This is a genomic window from Streptomyces sp. AM25 (assembly GCF_058146165.1).
On sequence record NZ_JBKIWN010000016.1, the window covers coordinates 149,424 to 169,266 of the forward strand.

The window sequence follows — 19,843 nt, forward strand, 5'->3', positions numbered from 1 at the left end:
TCCTCCGAGAAGTGGGTGGTAAGGGGCTGAGAAGGGGGGTGCTGTCACCAGTGGGCGTCGCGCCAGCGGACGGTCACCGAGGCGTGTGATGCGTCCGAGGCGGGGCCCGCGCGGAAGGCGAGCGAGGTGACGCCGGGCTCCAGTTGGAAGAGCTGCTCCGGGGTGGAGCGGGCGGTGGCGGTGTAGAGCCGGGAGGCGGTGCCGTTGAGGGTGACGGTGCCTGCCGTGGTGTCGACGGTCAGCACGTCGGACTCGGCGAGCCGGATGTCGTATTCGAGCTGCTGACCGTCGCTGAGCCGGGTGAGGGCCGGCGTCTCGACCGGCCCCCGGAACTCGATCACGGGACTCACCGGTGCGTCACCCGTGTTGACGGCGGTGATCGTGCCGGTGCTGCCGGGCGTGCCCCACTCCAGGGGCCATTCCAGGCCGCTGCCCGGCTCCCACAGCAGTCCGGGCTCGGGTGTGGGGAGGGCGGTCCGGCCGCGCTGCTCGGTGATGCCGAGGCGACGCGGGTCGGTGCACAGCCACTGGATCGACACCGAGGCGATGCCGTGGGTGACGTATGTGCGGTCGGTCGTTGCTGCGCGGCGGTCGACGCGCGCCCGGCAGGCGAGCGTCTGACCGTGCAGTCGTACGGCAAGCCACCGTTCGCCGCTGTTGATGCCCGTGGCGGCGCGGAAGGCCTGGGCGACGGCCTGTGCCTGGTCCGGGCGGTCGGGCAGCAGCCAGACGGTCGCGGAGACCGTCCGCGGCTTCGCCCACTGGGCGCCGGGCCAGGAGCCGTGCTGGCCGGGCTTGGGCACGTCGGCCGAGTCGAGCTCCGGCAGGTCGTCCCAGCCGGTCAGGCCCTTGGCGTCGATCTGGTAGGGCGTGCCGGGGCCGAAAAGAAGCCCGGCCCACTGGACCTGCCCGTCTTGGGTGATCAGTGAGCCGGGGGGTTCGATGGCGGTGTTCATGTCTACCGGGGGCATGGGGAGTTGGCCCTCACCTTCTCGTCTGTTGTGTCTGTGCGAGGAAGAGCAGGTCCGCGGCGATGCCGCGGGAGCCGCGGCCTTCGGGCTCGTAGTAGTGGTCGATGCGCGGGACCGTTGTCGTCGTGGTGGCGGTGGCCCGGGCGGCCTGGGCCGTCTGCGCGAGCAGCCGGTCGAGCTTGGACAGCGGCAGCACGGCCTCGGCCTCGCCGGCCTCGGCGAGGATGACGGGGACACCGCCGTTGCGGGGCGAGACGACTCCGCCCTGGGCGAGCATCGGGATCTTCGGCAGGTGGATGCCGAACTTCTTGCCGAGGATGTTGACGCTGATGCTGTTGAGGCCGTCGATGACCCAGTTGGCGAAGCCGATGAGCCCGCTGATGGGCCCCTCGACGACACCGGCGACCGTCTGGAAGGCGGTCTGGAGGAAGCCGCCCATGCCGTGCAGGGCCTTCACCATGGCGGAGCTGACCTTGCGGAAACCGCCGGGGATCTTCTCGGCGACCCATTTGGCCACGGGTTTGACGACGTTGAAGACGCCCTTCCAGAAGCCGGTGACGACGGTGAGGTAGGCCGTGACGACGGGCACGATGACGGTCAGTGCGGCGCCGATCAGTTGGCTGACGGTGTCGAAGACCTGCTCCATGAGCTGCTGACCGAGCTCGGAGTTCAGGGCGAACTCGATGAGCTGCTCGGCGAACGGGGCGAGCAGGGTGATGAGGAGGACGAAGGGGTTCGCCTTCATCACCAGATTGACGACGTTCATGACGCCGCCGGCGATTTTGAGGCTGCCGCCGAGTTTCCCGGCGAAGGCGCCTGCCTTGCCGGCGCCCTTGCCGAGCAGGGTGAGGGACTTGGCGGTGGTGTCGGACTGCCGCTTGACGTTCTTGAGCAGGCGGGCGGACTGCTGGGAGCCGGTCTTGGTCCTCAGCAGGCCGGAGTTGGCGGTGCCTGCTTGCTTGCCGAGTGCTTGTGCGGCGCGGCCTGCGGTGGTGGCGCCGGTCCCGAACTGCTTGATCTGCGGGCCGGATTGGGCTGATGACTGCTTGATGCGGTCGAGGACGCGGGAGGCGGTGGCGATGGCACGCTGACCGGTCTGTACGGACCGGGCGGCCTGGCCGAGGGCGGAGCCGAAGTTGCGGAACGCACCGGCCGAGTCGGCGAGGGGATTACGGGCACGGGGGAGAGCTGTGGCGGCGGGCACGTGGCTCACCCACGGGCCTTGGCCAGGAACATCAGGGACCGGGCGGTGTCCTGGGGGCTGCTGGCCCGGGTGGCGTAGTAGTTCTCGATGTGGAACCCGGCACCGGCGGACTGCCGGGCACCGACTCGGGCTCCGGCGAGGCGCGCTTCAATGGCGGTACGCGTCAGCAGCCGGTCGAGCTTGGACAGCGGCATGACGGCCTCGGACTCCCCGGCCTCGGCGACGATCGCCGGAACACCGCCGCTGCGCGGCGCGACGATGCCGCCCTCGGCGAGCATGGGGATGGACGGGATGTGCACGCCGAACGTCTTGCCGCCGACGAAGGGCACCCATCCCGGGATGGTGACGCTGATGCCGTTGAGGGCGCCGATGGCGCTGTTGATGAGGCTGATGACCCCGTTGATCGGAGCCTTGACGGCCCACAGGATGCCGTTGAAGACGGATCCGGCAAAGGAGGAGAGCCCGCCCCAGGCGCTGGAGAGCGCGCTGCTGACCGTGTGGAAGGCGTCGGGGATGGCGGAGCCGATCCAGAGCGCGATCGGGAGGATCGCGGCCTTGATGCCGTTCCACACCTTGGAGATGAGGGCTCCGGTGGACTTCATCAGCGGCCCGATGGCCTTCATGACGGTGTTGACGACCTTGCCGATGACGTCGAAGGCCACCTTCATGATCTTCTGCATCGCCTTCGAACGGGACGCCATCTCGACGACCTTCTCGATGAGCGGCGCGAGCAGCCCGAGCAACATCCCGATGACGTTGCCCTTCATGGACTTGTTGAGCCCCTTGACCCCGCCGTCGGCCTTCTTGAGCCCACCCTGGAACTTCGCCATGGCGGGGCCGCCCTTGCCGGCCTCCTTGCCGACCTTGGCCACGGACTTGGCCGCCTGGTCGGCGGCGGTCTTCATGCCCTTGAGCTCACGGGTGGACTGCTGGGCGGACCCGCGGATCTTCCCGATGCCGGTGTTCGCCGTCCCGGCCTGTCGGCCGAGGAGCCCCGCCGCCTTTCCGGCGGCGTCGACTTTGCTTCTGAAATCCCGGGCGGCGCCACCGGCGCGGCCGAGGGATTGAACTAGAGACATGCTTAAGACCCTCCGGCCAGTGCGGTGCTGAGTCGTTTGACTTCACGTTCGATCTTGGTGATCTGTCCGCTTTCGTCTTCGCGGAACTTCTTGTGGCCCGCCTTCTTCGAACTGTCCGAAGCTTCGATCCTTTGCAGTTCCTTCTGCTGCTTGTCGATGTCGCGCTGAAATTTCTGGAGCTTCCCGGAAACCTTGCGAATTTGCTTCTCGAGATACTTGTCGCCGCCGCTCATTGCGTTCGCTCTGCGCAGCGTGCCGAGCTCCCCGAGTTTCTTGTCGAATTGACCGATCCGCTTGGTTATCAGCTTCTCTGCCGAGTCGGCTTTCGCCTTGTCGTCTCTGGCGTGCGGCCAAGTAACTTTCTGGCGGCCGAGGACGGTGATCCCTTTTTCGTCGATTTTGATGCCCGTGAAGTCGGCTTTGACTGCCGTCGCGCCAGTGGCCAGCAAGCCGACAGCCAACTTCAGGTGATCGATGCCGACGCTGAGGCCGTTGATTTTTGCTTTTACCTGGTCCCCGTCCTCCTTGGAGAAGTACAGGCGGCCCAGGTCGTTCAGCCAGCTCGGGATTGCATCCCCTGGCGAGGGTATGGTGGGGTCCTTGGACACGTTGAATCCCTCTGTCGCGATCTGAATCGTCGTTAGGTCTGGACGGGGTGCGGTGTACGATGAACTCCGCTCATTTAGGAGCAGGACAGGGGGTAGTCGTGACTGTTATTTGCATCATCGGGCTGGGATTGCTCTGCCCGATTCCATTCGTCGTTGCTTTTATTGTTGTCCCGCGGCGGCGCAGTAAGAGGTTAATGCGGGTGGGGGTGAAGGTTCCCGGCGTCTGCGTCAGAATTTCATGGGACGAGAACTCTTCGATATCGACGATCGAGTATTCCGCTGTTGGTGGCCGGAAGTTTCTGCACACCACGGGCCCGAATTACTCCATGCCAATCGATCCCGGTGATGTCGTTGACATCGTTTACGATCCGGACAAGCCGCATGTGGCGCAACTGGAAAAGTGGCTCGATGGAGAGCCTGGGCATCGCTTTGTCAAGCGGGTGGTCCTCGCGATCGAGGGCATCTTCCTGATCCCGCAGCTGCTTTGGGTGTACGTGATTTTTTACAACCTCATGTGAGCGGCGCTGTCGCGAGATTCGAGCCGCCTGTCTTGGAGATTTTCCCGTGGTCGGATGGTTTATTTACGGGTTCATGTGGTTGTTCATCTTCGGTGGTCTGGTCCTTCCCTTCGGGCTTCGCCCATTGCTGATAGACCGCCGCCTCCGCTCTGCGGGTGTGAAGGTGAAGGCGGAGTGCACGGGCGGATACTGGTCGGAGGACCGCGTCTCGGAGCATTTTGAGTTTCAGACCGGAGAGGGGCGGCATGTGCTGTACAGGTCCCCTCTGCGTGGCAGTCGCGTGGCCGGCAACGGCGAAGTGGTGGATCTTGTGTACGATCCGCGGAACCCCAAGCGGGCCCGGACCGAACGTGAGCTCGCGAGGAAGTCCGAGGCGTGGCGGAACCTTTGGGGCGGCATCGGGCTGCTGGTCGCCATGCATGCGTTCTTCTACAAGATCTTCATTTAGCCGTTGCTCGTCGGCTCGGCGATATTGGTGCTGTGGCCTGGAATCAGGAAAAGAACCGCGCAAGCTCACCTGGCGTTGGGAGACCAACTGGAGCGGGACCTTCTCCGCTCCCGGGCTCGGCAAGGGCCGGTTCCTCGGAAACCGCAGCGGACGGCCTCGGCACCGGCTCCGGATAGTCCAGCGGCTCGCCGTCCTCGCCACTGTTGACCGTCGCCGTCATCCAGTTGGCGACAGCCAAGTGGTCAACTGCCGCTGCCAGCAAGTGCGTCCCCGCATCCCACTCCACGGCCTCGCCGTGGAGGTCCCGGTTCACCGCACTGTCCCGCGGCATGTGCTTGACCAGCACCGTCAGTCGCCGCGAAGACAGCGACCCCCGGTGCCAGTCCAGCAGATCCACGCCAAAGTGCCGCAGCAGATCGGCTTCGAGAGCCTCGGCGTGTTCTTCTACGAACGCGTCGAGGCTCAGTCTTCCCCCAGGCCGAGCCCGGTCTCCTTGCCGTACGCCTCCAGGATCGCGGCGATGTCCTGCATCGTCACGTCGTGCTCGACGAAGCGCGCGAACTGCTCCTTGCCCAGCAGCAGGCCCAGCAGCCCGTCCACGTCGTTGTCGTCGAGCTCGCGCAGGGCGCGCGCCGTGCGATGGCCGATCTCCGTGGGGAGTTCGAAGGTGTCGTCGTCCAGCGAGAAGGACCACGAACGGCCGTGGGCCTCCAAGCGCTGGGCGCGGGCCGCGTTGACGTCGAAAGCGGGCATGGAATGCTCCTTGAGGTGAGAGGGGAAATGGGGCGCCGCCCTTCCCCGAACCGGGGAAGGGCGGCGCCCCGGTTCGGGGAAGGTGGGGGCGATTACTTGCCGGCCGGCGCCGTCGCCGGCGCGAACGCCTTGTCCTTCATCAGCCACGTCGCCAGCGGCGCACCCGGCTTCGGCGCCATCGCCGCGAAGGTGACGCCCAGCTTGACCGCGCCCTTGCGGTTGAGGTCCATGTCGTCGCTGACGGTCACCAGACCGCGCGGCACCACGAAGCGGTATCGGACGTCCGCACCGTCGCTGAACTCGACGCCCAGCGCGCGCTCGTCCTCGCCCTGGTCGCTGTGGATCTCGTACTTGAACAGGCCCGAGTTCGGCGCCGTCTCGACGACCTCGCCGCCGCCGAAGAAGAACGGCAGCGTGTCCTCGTTCAGCTGCAGCATGCCGAACTTCAGGGTCAGTTCGCGCTCGGTGTAGATCGTGCGGGCGGGGGTGAGCGACTGCCAGGTGTCGATGTTGGCGGTCTTGCCCTTGCGGCCGAACTTCACGCCGTCGGTGCTCGTGTAACCCAGGTCGTGCCAGGCGGCGCCCCACTCGGTGGTGGTGTCGGCGGGGGCGTCGGTGCCGACCTTGGCGATCAGGATGCGGCCGGTGCCGGCAACGCGGATCTCGCTCGGGTTCATTCCGGACATGAGAACTCCTAGGAGGGAGGAAAAGAGGGAGGAAAAAGGCTTGGGAGAAAGCGGCGGGTCACGCCGGGCGGAGGGAGAAGCGCACCGTCGTGAGATAGCGGTTGCCCGCGGGCCGGTTGTAGTCCGGCAGCCAGCGCACGGCCTCCGTCTCGACCACGTCGGTCACGACGGCCGTGCCGTGGACGGTGCCGCGGAGCTGGAGCAGCGCGGCGCGCATGGCGAGGGAGACGGCGTGCGCGGTGGTCTTGTCGGGGCCGTACACCTCCAACTCCACGAGCGGCGTGTCGAGATGAAGGTCGTCCACCCACGCACCGCCGGTCCGGGAGACCAGCACGACCTTCTGCGTACCGTCGAATCCGCTCGGCGGACGGTTGTCGACCACGACGCCCGCGAGCTCCGGCCGGTACTTGAGGTTGTCGACGATGAGGCGTTCCACATCGGGGAACGACAGCAGGGCCTCGCTCATCGCCGTCACCGCGGCCAGTAGTTGGCCTGGACCTCGGCGTAGGTGAGGGTGGGGTCGACGTCGCCGTTGATGATCTCGATGGTCCACACGACGTGGTTGCCGGGGTCGCAGACGGCGCCCGCGCGGGTCTGGGTGATGTAGGTGTTGCCCGTAGTGCCGAGGTGCTCCTCGATCGGGCCTTCCTTGACGACCTCGCCCTTGGCGCTGAGCTCGTTGAAGCGGGTCTGGACGGTCAGGCCCGGGGCGACGCCCTTGAGGGTCGCGGCAGCGGTGGCGATGTAGTCGGAGTTGCCGGTGATGAAGGCGGGGTCGGCCTTGTCGGGGTGCTGGTTGCCGCCGTCGGAGTACTCGTCGATGAACGGGATCGCGGTGACCGTGTTCCGCTTCAGGACGAGATCCGCCTTGCGGGCGAGGCTGACGCGCTTGGGGGCGTCGTCGCCCTTGTCGACGAGTTCGGCGATCAGTTCGGCCGCTGCCTGCTCGTGTTTGGCGTAATACGTCGGGAACGCGCTGACCTGGACGGCCTGGGCCACCTGGTAGAGCTGCGTTGAGTTGAGGTAATCGGCGCCGAACTTTCCGGGGCAGATGTTCTTCATCTCGGAGAAGAACTTCCAGGACGTCCAGTGCGGATCGAGTCGCTGGGCGCGGGTGCCCCACCAGTCCTGCTGCTGGAACATACCGATGCTGGTCGCGTCACCGTGGTCGAGGTTGCGCATTCCCGACTCCTGGAGCGCGGTGGCAACACCGACGACCGCACCGCGGTGACCGAGACCTGCCTTGAGCGCCTCTTCCAGGATTGCCTGGGCGTTGCTCCGCTGGTCGGCGTCGAAGCTCCACGGCTGCTGGGTGTACGTGAGCTTGTACGGCAGCAGGTCACTGACCGAAACCATGCTGATTTCCTTTCAAAGGGAATACGGGAAAGGGGTGTCCCGGCATGCATTGCATGCCGGGACACCCCTGATGCTCAGCGAGCGCCAAGACTTATCGCGGCCAGTAGTTGGCCTGGACCTCGGCGTAGGTCAGGGTCGGGTCGACATCGCCGTTGATGATCTCGATGGTCCAGACGACACGGTTGCCCGGGCCGCAGACGGCACCGGCGCGGGTCTGGGTGATGTAGGTGTTGCCACCGGTGCCCAGGTGCTCCTCGATCGGGCCCTCCTTCGCGATCTCGCCCTTGGCGTTGATCTCGTTGAAGCGGGTCTGGATCGTCAGGCCGGGCTTGACGTCCTTGAGGGTCGCCGCGGCGGTGGCGATGTAGTCCGAGTTGCTGGAGATGAAGGCCGGGCCGCCCTTGTCGGGGTGCTGGTCGCCGCCGTCGGAGTACTCGTCGATGAACGGAATCTGCGTAACGGTGTTCCGCTTCAGAACGAGCTCGGTCTTACGGGCAAGGCTGACGCGCTTCGGCATGTCAATGTCCTCGGTGTAGTTGGGGTGGCCGTATCCGTAGATGCGGGAAGAGTTTCGGCTGATGTGGCGGCGGTAAACACCGTCGCCGTTGGAGGAGCCGTCGGTGTTGGTGTTTCCGCCGATGGTGGTGATGGTGTCGTCGTCGAAAGACTCGACGACCTCGACGTGGTCCTGTCCTTCGGTTCCGTAGAACACGATCGCGCCGACGGAAGGCGTCCTGCTCCACAGGCGGCGATCGTTGAACCAGCTCACGCCGTTCGGGCAGTAGGCGAACTTCGGAATGATGTCGTCGTTGCCCGACTTGTAGGCGCAGTACGAGATGAACATCGCGCACCAAGGCTCGTTGTTCATCGGGTACCAGCGGCCGAACATGTTGTCGTTGTTCGGCCCTTCCTTGTATCCGATGTGCTTGGCGGCCTCGTCGAGCATTGCCTTAGCTGTATTGGCCATTTTTAAATGTGCCCTCCATCGGGGGCTGAAGTGATGGGAGTTCGGCACGCTGTCGCGTGCAGGCGGTCGAGCCGCGCAGTCGTCTCCGGTCGGCCATTGCGGCCCGTCGCTGTCGACGGCACCGCCGTGCAGGTGGCCCGGCGTACTGGCCGGCTCAACGCCAAGCGGCGGACTCCGTACCCGAGTTGTGGGCACAGCTCCGCCGCTGCATCTATTGTGAACGAGATCGCGCGCGAGCGCAACAAGAAGTTGCGGGGCCGATCGAACGGGGTCGGTCAGTACCCCAGCCGCAGCACCGCCTCGCGGATCTCCGCGATCTCCGCCTCGACGTCCCGGTACCAGTCCGTCACCTTGCGCCCCGGCTCCAGCTCCACGCGCCCCGCGTCCAGCTCCCGGAGCCGGTCCCCGATCGTGTGGAGGCGGACTTCGAGGGCGAACTTGCCCTGGGCCGTGGGGCCCGCCCAGGCGAGTTCGTTCGCGGCGGCGGCGACCGCGGCGTGGGCGCGGTCACGGATGGGGGCGAGCTTGTCGCGGAGTTCGACCATGTTCAGGTAGAGGTCGTGGAACGAGCTCATGAGGCCGGCCATCTCCTCCATGGTCTGCGCGCAGGAGGAGACGTACTCGGCGAAGTGCTCTGCTGCTTCGGTCAGTTCGAGGAGGTCGGCATCGGCCGTCCGGTCGCCGTGCCAGGCGCGCCGGGTCTCCACGAAGGAGGCCATGTCCTCCTCGATCTCGTCCCACGCCTCCCGGTGGCAGGCGAGCCGGGCCCGTGCGGACTTGGCCGGGAGGCCGTCCCCCTGGTCGAGCAGTTCCTCGATCATGGCGTAGGCGTCGCGGAGTTTGCCGAAGACGTCCGCGATGCCCGCGTGTGTCTCGTCGGCGATGCGGAGGACTTCCGCCAGATCGCTGCGCGCCTCGGCGACGGCCGCTTCGTATTCCTGCGCGCGCCGTACCCGTCTGCGTCCCCACATGGTGAACTCCCACCCCGTTGCCGTTCCGGTCCCTTTGGACCCTCCTTTTCATGATCACGTGCGTGTTACGTTTTGCGTAGAAGTGGGGCCGACTGCGGCCCGTGTCCGGAAACGACGAAACGACGTAACGACGAAGGGCTCGCGCCGTGACCACGCCCAACACCCCTGCTGTGATCACCCTGACCAAGGCGGACGGGGCGGCCGACCTGGACGGCGTGACGAAGATGGGTGTCGGCGCCTCGTGGGACACCACGGCCGGCCTCGGCGGCGGGCTGATGGGCGCGCTGCGGAAGGCCCGTGGCACCGATCTGGACGCGATCGCGATCCTCATGAGCGGCGACGACCCGGTCCGGTTCGCCGGTCTGGACGTGACCGACCCGCTGAAGAACGGTGGGATCACGCACTCCGGCGACAACCGGACGGGCCGCGGCGACGGCGACGACGAGCTCATCGAGGTCACCTTCGACAAGGTCCCGCCCCAGGTGACCTCCATCGTGTTCGTGTGCGCCGCCTTCAAGAAGGGCAGCGACTTCCAGCACGCCGCCAACATCTCCTTCAAGATCTACGACAGCACCGGCGGCAGCACGGCGCAGGTCGCCGACATCTGGCCGTCGCTGCTCGGCGCCGGCAACGCCATCGCCGTCGCGAAGGCGTACCGGGTCGGCGCCTCCTGGAAACTGGAGGTCGTCAACGAGCGCGGCACCGTCCAGCAGGGCGACCGGGACAGCCTGCTCCGCTTCGCGATGGGAAAGTAGCGCCGCCTCGCGAACTTCCGGCCGACTGCCGGTCTGGCGACGGAGTGTCAGACCCTCGGGATAGATTAAGTGGGCGATCGCACACACTCCCGGGTATCCCGTACAGATACCCCGGAGGCGTCTTGGCGGGGGCAAATCAGTCGGTGGACGGCACCTGGGGGTGGCATGAGCGAGCAGTTCGGGATGTGCGGAGGAACCACTCAGTGAGCATGCGCAGCGAGCAGCTCGCGGATGTCGTGGCTGCCACGGTGGAAGTGGCCGCCGAGTCCGGGCAGGCCGGGGCCTTCACCGGTGAGGTCGCCAAGGCGCTGACCTCGGTCGTGGAGAAGCTCGCCGGGAAGGCCTTCGATGCCGCCGAGGTCCAGGGCTTCGTCAGCGGGTGGCAGGAGGCGGTCGAGGTCATGCAGGAGAAGCGCACCGGCGCGGCCGGTGCGCAGGTGTACCGGATGCCGTCGTGGGGCGCGCTGGAGAGCGGGCCCGCCGGGAAGGGCGACGAGTAGTCAGCCGTGCCGCTGCAGCAGGGCCTCGCGCACTGCGGCGGCGCCGCGTCTGGTGGCCGCGACGGCGGCCGATACGTCGTACGGGGCCGGTGACGGGGCGGCCGTGGAGGGTGCCGGGACCGGGACCGGGACCGGGACCGGGATCCGCCGGGTCCGCTCGGGCAGTGGATCCGGCATCTTCCGCAGCAGCCGGTCCCGCGTGATCTCGACGGGGGAGTGGATACGGTCCGGCAGCCCGGACGTCAGCGCCTCGCGCAGCTCCTGCAACGTGGCGCCGCGCACCAGCCATTCGCCTGCCAGCGGGGCGAGGCGGCGCACCTCCCGGCTGTTGAGCGCGAGTCGGCGTTCGCCGTGCACGGCGGCGGCCAGCGCCTCGGCGCCGCGGGTGGCGAGCGGGTGGGAGGTGTTCTCCCCGGTGTTGATGTGTGGGGAACGGCCGACGGACCGGGCACCCGGCTCACCGACCGCCGGTTTCGGGGTGGTCGGCGGCTGGCCCGTATCCCTTACGGCGATGGCCTGTTCAGCGGTCAACGGCACGTTGGAGACGAGCTGCGACCGCGACCACCGGCCGGCTCCGTCCTGACGGCGCCAGTCGTGCAGGTACCCCTCGCCCGCCAACTCCCGCTTCGCGCACAGGAATGCGGTCTTCTTGATCCCGGCCCGCTTCGCGGACTCGTACAGCGGTTCGTTCGCGCCTTCGGGGAGCGACAGCTGCCAGAGCAGGAGCCGGACGGCGTCCGAGGAGAGGCGCGGATGGCGGATGATCTCGTTCGGTACTTGGGAGAAGAAGCGGGCAGGGGCGATAACATGCCGGAGCATCCCAGGGAACCTCTGATTCCTTGTGGGTGAAGACCCTCGCGCCGGGTGCAACCGGTGCGGGGGTCGTTTTGTTGTTGGCACCGTAGCGCACGGGGCGTGACTGGCGGTCAATTATTGCAAGTTGAGCTCTGACTGATGTAGGAGAGCCCCCATGATGGGTTTCATCAGTGGTTCCAGGACAGCGTCCGGCGTGAGGTCCTCTTGACGGTACAACCGCCCACGACCGAAGTTCGTGCAAGCTGGCGCAACCCACTCGGCGCAGGCGGGTTCGTGGCACTACGGTTCATCGCCAAGGGCGACAAGTCAGGGGTCAACGGCTCGCCGTCGGTCTTCGTTGACGAGGAGACGTCCGACTTCGTCCTGCAGGGTTGGAAGGCCGACGAGCGGACGGAGGCCGACGTCTTGAGCGTGGGCCCCATTCCTGCTGACGAGGCAGTGATCCGGATTCCGGCTCGCATGGTGCGGGCGTTGAGGGAGGCATGTGATGTCGCAGAGCGTGGAGAGCTTCGCTGAGCTTCTGGACGCCACCCGCACTTCCGCGCTCCACCTGGAGACGCGCGACTTCTACGGGGTCGAGGGCGAAGCTGCGGACTTCGCCACGTGGAAGGAGACCGGCGCCTTCGACGCCGATCCTGACTCCGAGTACTGGCGGCCTTGGTCCGAGCTGGTGCGGGAAGCCGTCGCCCGCGGGGTCGACATGCGCAGGGCTCGCGTTTTCTCTGCCCCGCCGAGCGACTACATCCGGTTCGAACACGCAACGACCATCGTGAATGTCGCTGCTGGGGAACAAGTTCGCTGGCTGCCCCGCCGCGAAGCCTCGGACCTTCGTCTGCCGGGCAACGGCTTCTGGCTCTTCGACAACCGGCCTGCGCAGTTCAACGTCTTCGCAAGCGACGGACGTTGGGAGCACGCCGACTTCTTGGAGGGGCCTTCCGTCGTCAAGTTCTGCGCCGCAGCTTTCGAGTCCGTGTGGAGCAGAGCGAAGGATCACGCTGACTTCATCATCTAGAGCCACACGGAGACGACAAGCCCATGCCCTCGCCGTTCGCCAGCGCGCAGGCAGCCCGTGAGGCCGTGGCCCAGCGACTTGCCGAGATCAGGAAGGACGCCGGGCTCACAGGGCAGGAGTTGGCGGCACTCTGTGGTTGGCACCCTGCCAAGTCTTCCCGTATCGCCAACGGGAAGACTTGGCCTTCTGACGCGGACATCCGTCTCTGGTGTGCAGCCTGTCGAGCGGAAGACCAGATTGGCGACCTCATCGCCGCTTCCCGCACCGCGGAGTCCATGTATGTGGAGTGGAAGCGGGTGCACCGCACAGGCATGCGCAAATCGCAGGACGATGTGCTGCCACTGTACGAACGGACGCGCGTATGCCGTGTCTACGCCTCCAACGTCATTGCGGGGTTCTTCCAGACCGAGGCGTACGCGCGGGCACTGATGTCGGCCATCACCGACTTTCAGGGGACACCTGATGATGTGGACGACGCCGTGGCTGCGAGGCTGGCCCGCTCTCGCCTGCTCGTGGAGGGCGATCACCGATTCTCGGTGCTGATCGAGGAGTGGGTCCTGCGAGCGCGTGTCGGTGATGCCCCAACGATGGCCGGTCAGCTCGGCCACCTGCTGACGGTGATGCCGATGCCGTCGGTGTCACTGGGGGTCATCCCTCTCACGGCCGCGCGCCGGGTGTGGCCGCTGGAGGCGTTCTACATGTTCGACGATGGGCTCGTCTCTGTCGAGACGCTGTCCGCCTTCGTCAACATCACGTCGCCCGGAGAGATCGCGGTCTACAGCAAGGCCTTTGCGCAACTGCAAGAGACGGCCGTCTATGGCGCGCAGGCGCGTGCATGCATCACCAGGGCCATCGACTCCCTCGAGTGAATCCCTGCAATCGCTTGCAATCGCGTGGTGCTCAACATGCTCCGGTTCATAGCGTCGTGGCGGACACCGCGGCAGCCCTGCAACGCCTTGTGCCTGGTTGCTGCACCCGACCGGTGTCCCATCTCTCAGGAAGGTTCCCATGACTGACCTGTACGGGCTCGACATCACCGGCGTCATCTTCGCGAGGGCCTGCGGCGGCAACACACATCCGGATGGTGAGGCGTGTGTGACGCTCGCGCACCTCGGTTCCGACGCGTGGGCAGTGGGCGACAGCAAGCGCTCGGAGGCTGAGCCGCTGAGGTTCACCACCGCCGAGCTCAACGCAGCCGGCATCGATCCGGCTCGCTTCGGCATCACGGTCTGACACCCGAACCGCGGCTCGTGCCCTCCCGTTCCTGGAGGGCGCGAGCCGCTCCCACTTCGTAGAACGGGACATCATGTGCACTTCCACGGCTATCTGTGGGTCGGCGACAAAGGCGTCTTCGACAAGGAGAGCATTCGGCGCCCACCCTCGCCGGTCGAGCCGACGGCCACGAGTTCTCCGGATGTGCTGGAGAGGTACCGGGAGGCCGCGGCGGAGTGGCGAGTGACTGAGGTGCCGCCCCTGGAAGTGGCATATTGGCTGGTCAAGCCGTGCAAGTTGATTCAGGGAACCTGGGAGTGTCCCCAAGCGGCTGCGGACTGGCTGAGCGAACGGCTGACAGAGTATGCGCCGCGATTCGCCGCGCAGTCCGATAGGGCTCCTGACCGGCTGTCGCATCGAATCGCGTGCACCGTGGAGAACTTGAGGTGGGGTGGGGACGTCTGCTTCGGGTACTACCTGGGGCGGCCGTTGTTCCTCAGCCTCACCGTTCTGACTTGCTCGCCGAACCGGACGGTCCGTGACGTGACGTGTCCGTTGGGCTGATCGAAACATCCTGTTTCAAGGAGCGACATGGCCATGCTTAAAGGTGGTTCGTCTCACAGGGGTCCCAACATGGACGCCCCCGCCAGCCGTTGGCTCCTGTCGAGGGAGCAGCACCCCTACCTGGCCCGGGAAGCGTGGATGCGCGATACCGCAGCGCCGCTGCGAGCGGGCCTGCACTTCGACGCGGTGGTGCTGCCCGCCCACGTCGTGCACCGCCTCTCCGGGAGCGGTGAACGGGACGCCGTCGAGTGGGTCTTCCGCGTGGCCGGCATCGGCGGTGCCGTCATCGTCGACCGGCCGAACCGCAGCTACACCGTGCTCGTACCGCCCGGCACGAGCACCGGCTGGAGCGTGCCCGGCATCGGCTGCCTGGGCGCGGAACACCCGCTCGGCTACGTCCGCGTACCCGCCCCGCACCGGGCCGAGCCGCCCGGTGCGTACTGGCTCCTGACGCCGCCGGACGACACCGAAGGGCTGTGCGACCCCGCAGTCCTGCGCAGGCTGATCGGCCCGGAGAAGTGAAGTCGGCAGCGGCGACCGGCTGGTGTGCGTGGCACAAGGGAGTGACGGCACTGCCCGTCGCGGTCGCAGTGGTCTATGGGGACCAGGTGGCGGCGAGAGTGCATGCCTGCCCGAGTTGCATGGCCCATTACGGGCTCACGTCGCTCGATGGACAGGACGAAGCCGTCGGAGGGGGAAGTCTGATGGGCGAGCCCGGAGACGGCAAGCGCCAATCGCCGAGGGAGACGGACGGGCAGTGGAGTCGGTCGGTTCCGCCCGCGGCCGTCATGCGGGTGCGCTCGCAGTAACCGGAGTGCATGCTTCCGGTGGCGGAAACCCTCACTTTTGGGCCCGGAAATTCAAGGTTTCCGCTGCTGGAAGCGACCACTCCGCATTGCAGCCACCCGGCCGCCTCTACGCGTCAGCCTTCGACGCCGTGTGGAGCTGTGCGCAGGAGCACGCCGAGTTCGTCCTCTGACGAACTCGGCGTGGCAGCGCCGCCCGAAGTCGCCTCCGTTTTCGTGTGGAGGACTTCGCGGGCCTGGTCCGCGGCTCGGGCGATGCTCTCGGAGACGAATTCGAGGAAGCGGGTGATGTTCTCGAGACGGACGGCGGCCGGCGTGCCCGGGACGAGGATGCCGACGCCCTGACGTGCGATGTCGGCGACGTGGGCGGTGCCGCGGGCGCTGGCCATCATGGACTGGTACCAGACGTCGTCGTCGACGACATAGCGCTCACGGCGGCGTTCGTCGCGTTCCCGGCGGACGAGGCCCTGTTCCTCCAGGTACGTGACCGCCTTGGAGACGGACGACGGGCTGACCTGGAGGTGCCGGGCGAGTTCGGAGGCGGTGAGGCTGCCCGTGTCGGTGGTGCAGAGGCAGGCCAGTACCCGGGCCATCATCTTGGGCGTGCCCGACTGCATGAGGACGGTCGTGAACGTGTCCTCGTAGGCGCGCACCGCCTCCGCGTTGCGCCCGTGGACCTGGGGAGGCGTCTCCGGACCTCGGGCGGCGGTCTGCCGGCGGCGCTGGGCGCGGCGTTCGGTCGCGCGGTGGGCCAGGTCGGCGCGGTAGGCGGTGGGGCCGCCGTTGCGCATCACCTCGCGCGTGATGGTCGACGTCGGGCGCTCCAGGCGTCTGGCGATCTCCGCATAGGCGAGCCCGTCGGCCAGCCCCAGCGCGATCTGCTGGCGTTCGGGCTGGGTGAGTCTGCCTCCCGGCATTGCGGCCTCCTTCGTGGTCCGTGCGCGGCTCCAGCGTAGCGTTCGCTCCCGATTCATTGCAACGCCCGGGGAGATGGGTGTTGCATTCAATTCAGGCTCGTTGCAATGAAATCTGTGATCTGACCTGCATGGATTGGGATTTAGTGCAACGAGTATGTTGCCAGAGCCGCGAACGCAACGTAGCTTTTCCTCTATTAGAAACGACGGGCCGGTGAGGCGCCCGCCGCCGAAGAAGGAGAAAAGCGATGCGTACGTTCAACACTCCCGCCCCGGTCGTCGCCGCCCTGGACGTCCCCGCCGGCCGTATCCAGTTCATCGCCGCCGACCGCGCCGACACCACCGTCGAGGTCCGGCCCGCCGACCCCGCCAAGAGCCGCGACGTCCAGACCGCCGAGCAGACCACCGTTGCCTGCACCGACGGCGTCCTGCGGATCCACACCCCCGAGGCCGAGAACCGGCTCCTCGGCTCCGGAGCCGTCGAGGTCACCGTCCAACTGCCCGCCGGCTCCCGCGTCGAGGCCAGGACCTCCGCGTGCGAGCTGCGCGGCGTCGGCCGCCTCGGCGACGTCACCTTCGACGGCGCCTACCGCCGGATCAAGATCGACGAGGCCGCGAGCCTCCGCCTCACCGCGGTCGACGGCGACGTCGAGGTCGGCCGGCTGGGCGGCCCCGCCGAAATCAGCACCGCACACGGCGACATCCGCATCGCCGAAGCCGTGCGCGGCTCGGTCGTGCTCCACACCCAGTCCGGCAGCATCACGGTCGGCGTCGCTGCCGGCGCCTCCGCCTCCCTCGACGCCGGCACCAGCCACGGCCGCATCAGCAACGCCCTCAGGAACGACGGCACCGCCGAACTCCAGATCCGCGCCACCACCTCCTACGGCGACATCACCGCTCGCAGCCTGTAGCCCGCTCCGGCTCTGCCCGCCAACTCCCCATTGCCAGACAGGGAATGACCATGAGTGCGGTTCTTCAGACCGCCGAGAGTGGCTCCGGCAGCAGGGTCGTCCGGAACTGCAGGAAGCCGTCCAGGCGTTCGTCGACGCCGGTTTCGCCGGGATGCGGATGCGCGTGCACGACGAGCGCGGCGAGTGGGCCGGCAGCGCGGGGGTGCGCAAGCCGGGCGAGGCCGCGAAGCCGTCGACGGACGGGCAGTTCTGGGTGGGTGGCACCACCAAGACCTTCGTCGCGACGCTGGTGCTGCAACTCGTGGCCGACGGCACGATCGCGCTGGACGCCCCGGTGGCCGAACACCTGCCCCAACTCGGGCTGGACCGCCGGATCACGGTCCGGATGCTGCTGCAGCACACCAGCGGGGTGTACAACTGCACCGGCGAACTCGCCGCGGGGCTGACCACCGGCGACTCCGCGATGGACCCGGCGCAGGAATTCCCGAAGGCGCTGGACAGGCTCATCACGGCGGTGTTCCGCGGCGGGCGGGCCGCGAGCTGACGGGGCCGGGCCGGCTCGGCCGACGGGGCGCCGGTAGACCTGTCGCGACGCGCCCTACTGCGGGACAACGTGCGTGATGGCGATCAGTCGGCAGCGGGGCGCCGCCACGAAGCAGAGCCACCCGTCGGTGAGAAGCGGGATCCGGCGCACCCCGCCCGGCGCTCCGTTGTGCGGGCCGTGGCCGATGTCGGTGATGTCGACACCGAACTCGGCGAGAGCGACGAGATGCGATGCGAGTCGCTCGACTTCCGTGACGACTCGCCGGGGGCGTCCGGCAACGTGTCCGGTGCCCGGGACGTGCTCCCATTGCCACCGGCCCTTGTTACTCATGGGGCATCGTGCCCTCCAAGTGGCCCGCCCGCTTCGGCGAATGCCGCATCGAGAATGCGGCCGATCTCCGCGGTGAGTGCGCGGACTTCGTCGATGTTCTCGGCCTGGTCCACGCAGACCTCCAACTCGCGCAGGCGCGCGGCCCGGTGCGGCTGCCGTTCAATGGCGACGTACACCGACCACTGCCCGGCGAAACGCCGCAGAGGTGCCACGTTCACCGTCTCGCGCGCCTGCTGTGCAGCAGCTGTCCGTTCCGCGTCGAAGGCGGGCAGCGACTGGGGAGCCGCCAGCGCCAGTGCGGACCGGAGGTCTTCCAGGGTGCCGGCCGGCTGGGGGGTGAGCAGGCAGGGGCTGTCCGTGTCGGCAGCGGTGTCGTCCACAGTGTCCGAACGTAGGGAGCCGGTTCCCACCGGCACAAGCGATCCCCAGAGGTGTCACCCCCGCACGTGCCGTACGGGGCCCCTATATATAGGGGCCCTTCTCATGCCCCTCCGTGTCGCCCGTTCCGCGGCGAACACGTCCTCCAGGCGGAACAGGTTCGCGCGGCCCCGGCGGCCCGCCGGGGTGAGGTGGGCGAGCTGGACCCATTTGCGGACGGCGTCCGGGGAGACCGCCGCCTCCTGGGCGGCGATGGCCGTGGTCACCAAAGTCGTCAGTGGTGTCGTCATCGTGCCGAGCCCTCCTCGTCCGTTGCCGCCGTGAGTTCCTTCAGGTCGGCGGCGACCGCCTCCGTCAGCCGCTGCCACTGGTCGCGCGGCCACGCGTGGCGGTGACGGCCGTCCGTCGTGCAGGTGCAGGACGGATCCGCGCAGCGGCAGCCGGGGTTGATGCAGAGGACCGTCTCGCGGTGGGGGAACACCCGCAGCGAGACGGAGTCGCAGTGCGGGCAGCGGCCGCGTACGCGGACGGGGGTCTCGGCGTCGCCCAGGGCGAGGGAGCAACGGCGGGCCATGCGGCGGGCCTCGGCGCGGACGTGGTCCGCGAGGAGCGGGTCGTCCGTGATGTCACGGTCCAGGGCGAGCAGGCGGACCAGGCGTTGTCCCACCGTGCCGCGCGGTGGGCGCGGGAGGCGGAGCCGGCCGCAGACCGCCTCCTCCAACTCGACCACGCCGTCCGTGATGTCGCGGATCGTGTCGGAGACGAAGAGGCGGATGGGGGCGGAGGGCGGCATGCCCGAGCGGTTCGGCACGCCCGTCGCCGGGCGGGCCGTGCGGCTGGGGGCCAGTTCCCGGTTCAGCTCCGGGAACTGGCGGAGCAGAACGCCCAGCCAGAAGGAGGAAGAGGTCGAAGCGGTGGTCATGGGCAGTACTCCTCGGGGATGCGGACCTCCCGGCCGTTGCGCCACAGGCGCCCCGCGCAGACGCCGTCGAACCAGCTCTCGCGCGGGGCGACGGCCTCCAGGCACGGGCGTTGGACGCGGCAGACGGCGCATGCGCGCAGGGCCGGGAGGGCGGCCTTCGGGCGGCGGGCGAAGACGGTGTGGTCGGGGAGGCCGGTGCAGGCGGCGAGGGAGCGCCAGTCGGCGGGGCGGCGGGAGGCGGAGGGGTAGTGGTCCTGGGGGAGCGGGGCGCGGAGGGCGGGGGCGGGCATACGGGAGCGGTCCCCTTCGGGAACGGGGCGGGCGGAGCGGGGAGTTGTTGCGGTGGCGCAATCAGACTGTACGGGCTTGCGTGCGGCATCGCAACAACTTCCGCCCCTTGCCCACCTCTCGTTCCTCTCGTGGCTCCCGTCACATCACTGAAGGGATCTGAAGGGGCCTGAAGGGATTTCCCCCTTGCTCAAGCCGGACTTGAACCACTATTGATCAGCCAAACGGCGCGAATTTACCCGCCCGAGGTGGCAAGTTGCGCCCGCGCACAGCATTCTGGTTATTGCGTGCGCGATCGGACGGTAGGGTCTGAAGTTGCGGAGGGAGCAG

General features: G+C 67.7%; 30 protein-coding genes. 12 read left to right on the forward strand and 18 right to left on the reverse strand.

Annotation, left to right across the window (positions count from 1 at the left end):
- Positions 1-44: 44 nt before the first annotated feature.
- From ACLHRZ_RS22785 to ACLHRZ_RS22800, 4 genes are read right to left on the reverse strand one after another with little or no spacing between them, the layout of a single operon-like run.
- Positions 45-971, reverse strand: coding sequence for a phage distal tail protein (locus ACLHRZ_RS22785; protein ID WP_490420347.1), 927 nt, complete (start codon positions 969-971; stop codon positions 45-47).
- A gap of 13 nt (positions 972-984) precedes the next feature.
- Positions 985-2,184: a phage tail family protein gene (locus ACLHRZ_RS22790; protein WP_490420348.1), complete on the reverse strand. Its 1,200-nt coding sequence runs from the start codon at positions 2,182-2,184 to the stop codon at positions 985-987.
- Positions 2,181-3,254 (reverse strand): phage tail protein, encoded by a 1,074-nt coding sequence (locus ACLHRZ_RS22795; protein ID WP_490420349.1) that lies wholly within the window; start codon positions 3,252-3,254, stop codon positions 2,181-2,183. The genes ACLHRZ_RS22790 and ACLHRZ_RS22795 overlap by 4 nt, the downstream gene beginning before the upstream one ends.
- A 2-nt stretch (positions 3,255-3,256) precedes the next feature.
- Entirely contained in the window at positions 3,257-3,862 is a 606-nt protein-coding gene (locus ACLHRZ_RS22800; RefSeq protein ID WP_490420350.1) for a hypothetical protein, read from the reverse strand.
- Between the two features lie 59 nt (positions 3,863-3,921).
- On the opposite strand from ACLHRZ_RS22800, the gene ACLHRZ_RS22805 reads away from it, so the two are divergent.
- Together ACLHRZ_RS22805 and ACLHRZ_RS22810 are read left to right on the forward strand one after the other, a co-directional pair.
- Positions 3,922-4,380, forward strand: coding sequence for a hypothetical protein (locus tag ACLHRZ_RS22805; RefSeq protein WP_490420351.1), 459 nt, complete (start codon positions 3,922-3,924; stop codon positions 4,378-4,380).
- Between the two features lie 46 nt (positions 4,381-4,426).
- The gene (locus ACLHRZ_RS22810) at positions 4,427-4,828 is read left to right on the forward strand and encodes a DUF3592 domain-containing protein (protein WP_490420352.1); all 402 of its coding nucleotides are present in this window, start codon (positions 4,427-4,429) and stop codon (positions 4,826-4,828) included.
- 43 nt (positions 4,829-4,871) lie between these two features.
- Here ACLHRZ_RS22810 and ACLHRZ_RS22815 read toward each other — a convergent pair whose 3' ends face one another.
- The 7 genes from ACLHRZ_RS22815 to ACLHRZ_RS22845 form a co-directional block, all read right to left on the reverse strand.
- Complete coding sequence (locus ACLHRZ_RS22815) at positions 4,872-5,225, reverse strand: hypothetical protein (RefSeq protein ID WP_490420353.1); 354 nt, start codon at positions 5,223-5,225, stop codon at positions 4,872-4,874.
- 65 nt (positions 5,226-5,290) lie between these two features.
- Entirely contained in the window at positions 5,291-5,581 is a 291-nt protein-coding gene (locus tag ACLHRZ_RS22820; protein WP_490420354.1) for a hypothetical protein, read from the reverse strand.
- A gap of 92 nt (positions 5,582-5,673) precedes the next feature.
- The gene (locus ACLHRZ_RS22825; RefSeq protein WP_490420355.1) at positions 5,674-6,267 is read right to left on the reverse strand and encodes a phage tail tube protein; all 594 of its coding nucleotides are present in this window, start codon (positions 6,265-6,267) and stop codon (positions 5,674-5,676) included.
- Positions 6,268-6,325: 58 nt separating this feature from the next.
- A complete protein-coding gene (locus ACLHRZ_RS22830; RefSeq protein WP_490420356.1) occupies positions 6,326-6,733 on the reverse strand; it encodes a hypothetical protein in 408 nt (135 codons plus the stop codon).
- Positions 6,734-6,738: 5 nt separating this feature from the next.
- Entirely contained in the window at positions 6,739-7,623 is an 885-nt protein-coding gene (locus ACLHRZ_RS22835) for a hypothetical protein (protein ID WP_490420357.1), read from the reverse strand.
- A gap of 91 nt (positions 7,624-7,714) precedes the next feature.
- Positions 7,715-8,569, reverse strand: a complete 855-nt coding sequence (locus ACLHRZ_RS22840) for a CHAP domain-containing protein (protein ID WP_490420358.1) — start codon at positions 8,567-8,569, stop codon at positions 7,715-7,717.
- Between the two features lie 296 nt (positions 8,570-8,865).
- Entirely contained in the window at positions 8,866-9,561 is a 696-nt protein-coding gene (locus tag ACLHRZ_RS22845; RefSeq protein ID WP_490420359.1) for a hypothetical protein, read from the reverse strand.
- A 170-nt stretch (positions 9,562-9,731) separates the two neighbouring features.
- On the opposite strand from ACLHRZ_RS22845, the gene ACLHRZ_RS22850 reads away from it, so the two are divergent.
- Both ACLHRZ_RS22850 and ACLHRZ_RS22855 read left to right on the forward strand, forming a co-directional pair.
- Entirely contained in the window at positions 9,732-10,316 is a 585-nt protein-coding gene (locus tag ACLHRZ_RS22850) for a TerD family protein (protein WP_451420941.1), read from the forward strand.
- A gap of 209 nt (positions 10,317-10,525) precedes the next feature.
- Positions 10,526-10,816 carry a hypothetical protein gene (locus tag ACLHRZ_RS22855; RefSeq protein WP_490420414.1) on the forward strand — a complete coding sequence of 97 codons (291 nt, stop codon included), beginning with the start codon at positions 10,526-10,528 and terminating at the stop codon, positions 10,814-10,816.
- Here the strand turns inward: ACLHRZ_RS22855 and ACLHRZ_RS22860 are convergent, their stop codons facing one another.
- On the reverse strand, positions 10,817-11,635 hold the full coding sequence (locus ACLHRZ_RS22860; protein WP_490420360.1) for a hypothetical protein: 819 nt from the start codon (positions 11,633-11,635) through the stop codon (positions 10,817-10,819). It abuts the gene before it with no gap.
- 270 nt (positions 11,636-11,905) lie between these two features.
- Here ACLHRZ_RS22860 and ACLHRZ_RS22865 point away from each other — a divergent pair, with 270 nt between their 5' ends.
- From ACLHRZ_RS22865 to ACLHRZ_RS22890, 6 genes are all read left to right on the forward strand, one after another.
- The gene (locus ACLHRZ_RS22865; protein ID WP_490420361.1) at positions 11,906-12,148 is read left to right on the forward strand and encodes a hypothetical protein; all 243 of its coding nucleotides are present in this window, start codon (positions 11,906-11,908) and stop codon (positions 12,146-12,148) included.
- Complete coding sequence (locus ACLHRZ_RS22870; RefSeq protein ID WP_490420362.1) at positions 12,120-12,644, forward strand: DUF6879 family protein; 525 nt, start codon at positions 12,120-12,122, stop codon at positions 12,642-12,644. Before ACLHRZ_RS22865 ends, ACLHRZ_RS22870 begins: the two co-directional genes overlap by 29 nt.
- A gap of 23 nt (positions 12,645-12,667) precedes the next feature.
- Complete coding sequence (locus ACLHRZ_RS22875) at positions 12,668-13,513, forward strand: helix-turn-helix domain-containing protein (protein ID WP_490420363.1); 846 nt, start codon at positions 12,668-12,670, stop codon at positions 13,511-13,513.
- A 139-nt stretch (positions 13,514-13,652) separates the two neighbouring features.
- A complete protein-coding gene (locus ACLHRZ_RS22880) occupies positions 13,653-13,877 on the forward strand; it encodes a DUF397 domain-containing protein (RefSeq protein ID WP_490420364.1) in 225 nt (74 codons plus the stop codon).
- Positions 13,878-13,952: 75 nt separating this feature from the next.
- Positions 13,953-14,420, forward strand: coding sequence for a hypothetical protein (locus tag ACLHRZ_RS22885; protein WP_490420365.1), 468 nt, complete (start codon positions 13,953-13,955; stop codon positions 14,418-14,420).
- A gap of 69 nt (positions 14,421-14,489) precedes the next feature.
- Positions 14,490-14,942, forward strand: a complete 453-nt coding sequence (locus ACLHRZ_RS22890) for a hypothetical protein (RefSeq protein ID WP_490420366.1) — start codon at positions 14,490-14,492, stop codon at positions 14,940-14,942.
- Positions 14,943-15,342: 400 nt separating this feature from the next.
- Here the strand turns inward: ACLHRZ_RS22890 and ACLHRZ_RS22895 are convergent, their stop codons facing one another.
- Positions 15,343-16,143, reverse strand: coding sequence for a GbsR/MarR family transcriptional regulator (locus ACLHRZ_RS22895; RefSeq protein WP_490420367.1), 801 nt, complete (start codon positions 16,141-16,143; stop codon positions 15,343-15,345).
- Between the two features lie 245 nt (positions 16,144-16,388).
- Between ACLHRZ_RS22895 and ACLHRZ_RS22900 the strand changes: the two genes are divergently transcribed.
- Together ACLHRZ_RS22900 and ACLHRZ_RS22905 are read left to right on the forward strand one after the other, a co-directional pair.
- Positions 16,389-17,051: a DUF4097 family beta strand repeat-containing protein gene (locus ACLHRZ_RS22900; protein WP_490420368.1), complete on the forward strand. Its 663-nt coding sequence runs from the start codon at positions 16,389-16,391 to the stop codon at positions 17,049-17,051.
- A 106-nt stretch (positions 17,052-17,157) separates the two neighbouring features.
- A complete protein-coding gene (locus tag ACLHRZ_RS22905) occupies positions 17,158-17,595 on the forward strand; it encodes a serine hydrolase domain-containing protein (RefSeq protein WP_490420415.1) in 438 nt (145 codons plus the stop codon).
- Between the two features lie 54 nt (positions 17,596-17,649).
- On the opposite strand, the gene ACLHRZ_RS22910 is transcribed toward ACLHRZ_RS22905, so the two are convergent.
- Genes ACLHRZ_RS22910 through ACLHRZ_RS22930 form a run of 5 tightly spaced genes read right to left on the reverse strand, consistent with a single transcriptional unit; the run spans position 17,650 to position 19,515 of the window.
- Positions 17,650-17,925, reverse strand: coding sequence for a hypothetical protein (locus ACLHRZ_RS22910; RefSeq protein WP_490420369.1), 276 nt, complete (start codon positions 17,923-17,925; stop codon positions 17,650-17,652).
- Positions 17,922-18,305 carry a hypothetical protein gene (locus tag ACLHRZ_RS22915; RefSeq protein WP_490420370.1) on the reverse strand — a complete coding sequence of 128 codons (384 nt, stop codon included), beginning with the start codon at positions 18,303-18,305 and terminating at the stop codon, positions 17,922-17,924. The genes ACLHRZ_RS22910 and ACLHRZ_RS22915 overlap by 4 nt, the downstream gene beginning before the upstream one ends.
- 54 nt (positions 18,306-18,359) lie before the next feature.
- Positions 18,360-18,593 (reverse strand): hypothetical protein, encoded by a 234-nt coding sequence (locus ACLHRZ_RS22920; RefSeq protein ID WP_490420371.1) that lies wholly within the window; start codon positions 18,591-18,593, stop codon positions 18,360-18,362.
- Positions 18,590-19,225, reverse strand: coding sequence for a hypothetical protein (locus tag ACLHRZ_RS22925; RefSeq protein ID WP_490420372.1), 636 nt, complete (start codon positions 19,223-19,225; stop codon positions 18,590-18,592). The genes ACLHRZ_RS22920 and ACLHRZ_RS22925 overlap by 4 nt, the downstream gene beginning before the upstream one ends.
- Complete coding sequence (locus tag ACLHRZ_RS22930) at positions 19,222-19,515, reverse strand: WhiB family transcriptional regulator (protein WP_490420373.1); 294 nt, start codon at positions 19,513-19,515, stop codon at positions 19,222-19,224. Before ACLHRZ_RS22930 ends, ACLHRZ_RS22925 begins: the two co-directional genes overlap by 4 nt.
- Positions 19,516-19,843: the final 328 nt, after the last annotated feature.

Bases quoted from the DNA above. Each gene is read 5' to 3' on its own strand.
- ACLHRZ_RS22785 (WP_490420347.1), bottom strand. From the start codon at position 971: ATGCCCCCGGTAGACATGAACACCGCCATCGAACCCCCCGGCTCACTG.
- ACLHRZ_RS22795 (WP_490420349.1), bottom strand. From the start codon at position 3,254: ATGTCTCTAGTTCAATCCCTCGGCCGCGCCGGTGGCGCCGCCCGGGAT.
- ACLHRZ_RS22805 (WP_490420351.1), top strand. From the start codon at position 3,922: ATGAACTCCGCTCATTTAGGAGCAGGACAGGGGGTAGTCGTGACTGTT.
- ACLHRZ_RS22820 (WP_490420354.1), bottom strand. From the start codon at position 5,581: ATGCCCGCTTTCGACGTCAACGCGGCCCGCGCCCAGCGCTTGGAGGCC.
- ACLHRZ_RS22825 (WP_490420355.1), bottom strand. From the start codon at position 6,267: ATGTCCGGAATGAACCCGAGCGAGATCCGCGTTGCCGGCACCGGCCGC.
- ACLHRZ_RS22830 (WP_490420356.1), bottom strand. From the start codon at position 6,733: ATGAGCGAGGCCCTGCTGTCGTTCCCCGATGTGGAACGCCTCATCGTC.
- ACLHRZ_RS22835 (WP_490420357.1), bottom strand. From the start codon at position 7,623: ATGGTTTCGGTCAGTGACCTGCTGCCGTACAAGCTCACGTACACCCAG.
- ACLHRZ_RS22840 (WP_490420358.1), bottom strand. From the start codon at position 8,569: ATGCTCGACGAGGCCGCCAAGCACATCGGATACAAGGAAGGGCCGAAC.
- ACLHRZ_RS22845 (WP_490420359.1), bottom strand. From the start codon at position 9,561: ATGTGGGGACGCAGACGGGTACGGCGCGCGCAGGAATACGAAGCGGCC.
- ACLHRZ_RS22855 (WP_490420414.1), top strand. From the start codon at position 10,526: ATGCGCAGCGAGCAGCTCGCGGATGTCGTGGCTGCCACGGTGGAAGTG.
- ACLHRZ_RS22860 (WP_490420360.1), bottom strand. From the start codon at position 11,635: ATGCTCCGGCATGTTATCGCCCCTGCCCGCTTCTTCTCCCAAGTACCG.
- ACLHRZ_RS22870 (WP_490420362.1), top strand. From the start codon at position 12,120: ATGTCGCAGAGCGTGGAGAGCTTCGCTGAGCTTCTGGACGCCACCCGC.
- ACLHRZ_RS22875 (WP_490420363.1), top strand. From the start codon at position 12,668: ATGCCCTCGCCGTTCGCCAGCGCGCAGGCAGCCCGTGAGGCCGTGGCC.
- ACLHRZ_RS22880 (WP_490420364.1), top strand. From the start codon at position 13,653: ATGACTGACCTGTACGGGCTCGACATCACCGGCGTCATCTTCGCGAGG.
- ACLHRZ_RS22890 (WP_490420366.1), top strand. From the start codon at position 14,490: ATGGACGCCCCCGCCAGCCGTTGGCTCCTGTCGAGGGAGCAGCACCCC.
- ACLHRZ_RS22895 (WP_490420367.1), bottom strand. From the start codon at position 16,143: ATGCCGGGAGGCAGACTCACCCAGCCCGAACGCCAGCAGATCGCGCTG.
- ACLHRZ_RS22900 (WP_490420368.1), top strand. From the start codon at position 16,389: ATGCGTACGTTCAACACTCCCGCCCCGGTCGTCGCCGCCCTGGACGTC.
- ACLHRZ_RS22910 (WP_490420369.1), bottom strand. From the start codon at position 17,925: ATGAGTAACAAGGGCCGGTGGCAATGGGAGCACGTCCCGGGCACCGGA.
- ACLHRZ_RS22920 (WP_490420371.1), bottom strand. From the start codon at position 18,593: ATGACGACACCACTGACGACTTTGGTGACCACGGCCATCGCCGCCCAG.
- ACLHRZ_RS22925 (WP_490420372.1), bottom strand. From the start codon at position 19,225: ATGACCACCGCTTCGACCTCTTCCTCCTTCTGGCTGGGCGTTCTGCTC.
- ACLHRZ_RS22930 (WP_490420373.1), bottom strand. From the start codon at position 19,515: ATGCCCGCCCCCGCCCTCCGCGCCCCGCTCCCCCAGGACCACTACCCC.